Below are 4,966 nucleotides of genomic sequence, written 5' to 3' on the forward strand. Positions count from 1 at the left end.
TTAGTCCCTTTATTTTAGATGAGTTTTCTGTCTTGGTCTTTTTGTAAACTTCTTGGGGTATTTTCTGGTGAAACTTTATTGATGGCCTGCGCCATTTACTAGCGGGTTATTAGCACTGTCTACAGCACATGCACCTTCTGATTACAATAATAATTATATTTACAAATATAATGATAATGGGCGACTAGAAAGAAGTAATTTTTTTAGCATGGGTGAAATTAGAAAGGGGAGACTAGGTAAACTCATTTATGTACCGGCTATTAGCTCAATAGATCAGTATACTAAATTAAGTAGCGCGTCTTCCTTAAGAGATATTTTGGAGATTTTACTCAGTTCTATCACATCAAATAGCGATGCTTTTAAACAACTGCATAAGTCATTCAAAGATTTTTCAGAAAACATGACTCAATACGAGAATACTAGTGAAGTCACTTTAAAGAAATTTACAAACCAAATTTCCTCTGAGTTACAACCATGGGGAGTGGGTTTCAAAATAGATTTTATTCCACCAGATTTGAAATTTATAGTAAAGAATTTAATAGATTGGCATCTTTTTGATTTAAATAGAGATGTAAATAAGCATGGAGTAGAAATGTATGGTAGTGGTTTCCAGAGACATTTTATTGCTTCACTCATTAAAACAATAGCGGAATTTCAGCATTCTTTTACACAGCAAAAACCTCAAGAGTTAACGTTAAATTTAACATTATTTTTATTTGAAGAACCAGAGGCCTATTTACATCCGCCCCAACAAATAAAACTAGCAAAGGATCTTAATGATTTAACTAATGAAACAATAATGCAAGTTATTGCTTCTACTCATAGCTCTCACTTTGTTAGCCGAAATACGGATAAACTTACAAATTTAGTGAGAATTAGACGAGACAGTCTATATACAGAAGTATACCAAATTGATGATGATAAAAAATTAAAAATTTTTTCAGCAAGACAACAGCTTGAAGCAATACTAGGGAAAAATGAACTTTTAGCTGAAGAAGATAAATTATTAATTGAAGGGATTAAATATTTTTTATGGTTAGATAATGAGCGTACAGGAATATTTTTTTCAAATTTAGTTTTATTAGTTGAAGGACTTACAGAGGCATCACTATTTAGACGTCTTATTGATGATGGTCTTTTAGATCTACCTGAGGGATGCGGAGTAATTCAATCGGAGGGTAAATTTAATACTACCAGATTTATGCTGCTATTAGAGGCATTAGGTATAAACTTTATCACAATATATGATGAAGATAGCGATAAAAATTTAAAACACAAACAGCTCAATGAGTTAATAAAAGAAATACATAAAAACAATAAATTTTCAAACGGTTTAATAGATATTACTCCGGATCTTGAAACCTATTTAGAGTGGCCTAAATTAGATAATAAATCTGGAGCCCATAAGCCTGCATTTGCAATTCTAAATTATGAAAAGAAAAGAGGAAATATCGAGCATTTAGAAATTTTATGCAAAAGAATTGAATCAGTAATTACGTCTAAGATTCAATGATATCACCATTAGGATCATTGTTCCTCGAGAAGATCTTCTTAATTGCTTAATCACCTAGCTCCTGTCTACAATTATTGACATTAAAAGAAAATAGGTTCTAATCTCCTTGTGCCAGTAATTGTCACTGAAAAATTTATGACAGTTTTTAGCCTTAAGGTTAATTTAATGTAAAATCTTCCAATATCAGCAAAGTAAAGAAAACCCCCGTTTTCAATACAGTAAAAAAACCCCAATGGGGTTGACAAATATCCCCAATGGGGTTATAGTCTTCATTATGAAAATAAAAAAAATATTACAAACTGTTGTTGAGTTGCCTGAATTTATTAAGCAATCACAATCATGTATGGATGAGGAATCTAAAAAATCTTTTATAGATTACATAGCCGAATTTCCTTTACAAGGGGATTTGATTGTCGGGACTGGAGGTGTTAGAAAAATTAGATGGACTGGAGACAGTAATAAAGGGAAGAGAGGTGGGGTAAGAGTAATTTACTATTATTACGATCAAACCATTCCCATTTTTTTATTAACAGTCTATGGAAAGAACCAAAAAGATAATCTAACACAAGAAGAGAAAAATATTATTAAATCGATTATAGGCAAAATCGTTGACGCTTATAAGGAGAATAATCATGAGTGAATTAGGAAAAAGTTTAATTCAAGGAGTTGAAGAGGCTTTAGAGTATGCAAAACAAAATAAAAATGGGGCAATAACTCATAAAATAGAGGTTCCCTCTGCAATAGATGTGTCCGCGATTCGGAAAAAGCTTCACATGAGTAGGCAGAAATTTTCAGAGGAATTTGGATTTAGCATACGAACAGTAGAAAAGTGGGAAAGAGGGGAGCGATTACCTGAAGGGCCTACTCGAGCTTATTTAACTGTTATTGATAGAAATCCGCATGCGGTAATAGAAGCATTACGGAAAGCTAGCTAGCGCTAATTGGGTAAAAAATTTCGAGTTGTTTACAATCATAATGGAAGTATCAACAGCCTAAATATAAATATTTCATTGGATAAAAATGCGGATTTGCAAATTAACTGTAGAAAATATAAAAAGTTTTTTAAATAAAGCTGAATTAATTTTGGATAGTAATATTTCTATCATTATTGGACCAAATGGTGGAGGAAAATCAAATCTGTTAGATATATTAGTTATTGTAATAAGGAAGTTTTTGTATGGCTCTCAATATCAACAAGAATCAAATACATCCCAGCAATTTGAATATCGTTTTAATGAAAAGCTTAAGGAAATGATTCTAGAGCCTCATAGCTTAGGAACAAACAGACCTCAATTTATTGAAATAGAAATTGAGTGCACCCAGGAAGATATACAAAAAATGGAGGAAATGAAGCGTAATGCAAAACGCTTAGAGGAAATTCCAGGTTATAAGTATAAAGAAGCAGGTCTATCTACCCTAACAGAAAAATGGGATTTAAATTTAATTCAACCTGGAGAAAAATTTAAATTTGAACTTAGAGATGACACGTTTATTCCTACTTCTGAAAATAAAGAAGGAGCTGGATTCTTTCACACTTATTTATCGCTTTATGAAAGATATGCGCAGATTCAGGATGAATACCATGAAAAACCTCTTGTAACTCCTTTTTTATTTTTATCAGCTAATCGAGGGTTAAATTTCAAAACTGATATAGAATTGCATCAATATGATGAATATGAATTAAATAAACAAGTTGGATCAACTACTTCCCGTTCTAATTCTCAAATCATTAATTTTGCTATTGGACAAATAATTCAAAAATATCGCCGTCTTTTAGATACCCATATAAAACCAATGGAGTATTTAAAGAAGGAAGAACATATTAAAGAACTCGATGCGTTTTTAGAGAATATGGGATATAGCTGGGATATATCTTGCATTAGTTCTAATAGAAATCATTACGATTTAAAACTTAAAAAAAATGGAATAGAGTTTCCGATAGGTTCAGCTTCTTCCGGAGAAATTGAGTTATTGACCTATTTATTCACTATTTATTTTTTAAACGTGTCTGATGCAATAATAATTATTGATGAAGCTGAACTTCACCTTCATCCACAATGGCAAAAGTCATTATTTGACCTCTTTATTAAATTGTCTAAAGACACAGGTAATCAGTTTATAATTTCCACTCATTCCCCATCCTTTATAACTCCTCATTCTATAGAATATGTATCTAGGGTTTATAATAATAAAGTTCAAAGCCAGATTGTTCGCTTAAATAAAGATGACCTACCAGAGGCCAAACAACTCTTGAAGATGATTAATAGTCAAAATAATGAAGTTATCTTTTTTGCGGATGAGGTTACTTTGGTAGAAGGACAGTCAGATCGTATATTTTTTAAGGCTCTATTTAATCATTTTAATGTAGCGAATGAGAACTCTGGATTAACTTCAAACTCTAAAATAATTGAATTTATAGACGTAGGAGGTAAATCAAGTTTTGAACATTATAGTAAACTGCTTCAACTATTGTGCATTAAAAGCAATATAATAGCAGATTTGGATTATGCTCTAAACATAGGCTCATCAGATATTAAAAAGCTTTTAACCCCAGACTATAAAAAACTTAGAGAGTCTTTGTGCCAGATTGGGAGTATGGATGGAATACAATTGATTAAAATGCTTGATGATGCGATAGATACTACAAATTTAGAAGACTTACAGAATTTTCGCGACTATTTAAATATTCGTCATCAAAAAATTAGAAAAGATTTAAACTCAGATGAAGAAAAAGTTATTGATGATTTTATAAATGAACTAAAGGAACGTAATTGTTTTATTCTACGAAAAGGTTCATTGGAAGATTATTTGCCGACAGGTTTTAAGTGTAAAGATACTAATAAAATAATCTCATTAATTAATGAAGAGCACTTTACCTCATCACTACCTGCAGAGGGACTGAAAGAGTTAGAAGAAATCCTTAAAACAATAATTGGAATTTAAGGAAAAAATTTCTAAATTTATACAATAAAGATAAAGCATATTATATTAAATAAGTTTTTATTTTGAAATCAGGAGAATGTTGGTGGGGAGGCCATCGAATTTAAACAACCCACAATGATCTATGAAAAGTCTGATTAATTCTAAAATCAGGTAGATAAAGCTCGATAGGCAAAGAATACGATATTTATCTATATTTTGATTGGAGAAATTAGTTATAAGAAATAAAGACAGGGCCACTCATCATTAACCCCACAATAAAACCAGCATAGCAATTACTTGCATCCAGGATTTTTAATTAAATTTCAGAAATTATCATTATTAAAGCAACGAACTCTAATTAATCGCATCAATAATGGCGACAAAATAATGAGGCTGCTCAAGCCGTGTAGACAGTGCTAATAACCCGCTAGTAAATGGCGCAGGCCATCAATAAAGTTTCACCAGAAAATACCCCAAGAAGTTTACAAAAAGACCAAGACAGAAAACTCATCTAAAATAAAGGGACTAATG

4 protein-coding genes are annotated in these 4,966 nt (G+C 31.3%); all 4 read left to right on the forward strand.

Annotated features, from left to right (window positions below):
- The first annotated feature begins 208 nt into the window (after window positions 1–208).
- The 4 genes from ACWTEW_RS05500 (at window position 209) to ACWTEW_RS05515 (ending at window position 4,456) form a co-directional block, all read left to right on the forward strand.
- Window positions 209–1,513, forward strand: a complete 1,305-nt coding sequence (locus tag ACWTEW_RS05500) for an ATP-dependent nuclease (RefSeq protein WP_454783610.1) — start codon at window positions 209–211, stop codon at window positions 1,511–1,513.
- Window positions 1,514–1,787: 274 nt separating this feature from the next.
- On the forward strand, window positions 1,788–2,153 hold the full coding sequence (locus ACWTEW_RS05505; protein WP_058517320.1) for a type II toxin-antitoxin system RelE/ParE family toxin: 366 nt from the start codon (window positions 1,788–1,790) through the stop codon (window positions 2,151–2,153).
- Window positions 2,146–2,448 carry a helix-turn-helix domain-containing protein gene (locus ACWTEW_RS05510; RefSeq protein WP_058517321.1) on the forward strand — a complete coding sequence of 101 codons (303 nt, stop codon included), beginning with the start codon at window positions 2,146–2,148 and terminating at the stop codon, window positions 2,446–2,448. Before ACWTEW_RS05505 ends, ACWTEW_RS05510 begins: the two co-directional genes overlap by 8 nt.
- A gap of 85 nt (window positions 2,449–2,533) precedes the next feature.
- Window positions 2,534–4,456 carry an AAA family ATPase gene (locus tag ACWTEW_RS05515; RefSeq protein ID WP_454783611.1) on the forward strand — a complete coding sequence of 641 codons (1,923 nt, stop codon included), beginning with the start codon at window positions 2,534–2,536 and terminating at the stop codon, window positions 4,454–4,456.
- Window positions 4,457–4,966: the final 510 nt, after the last annotated feature.

This window comes from Legionella stuttgartensis, assembly GCF_977063405.2.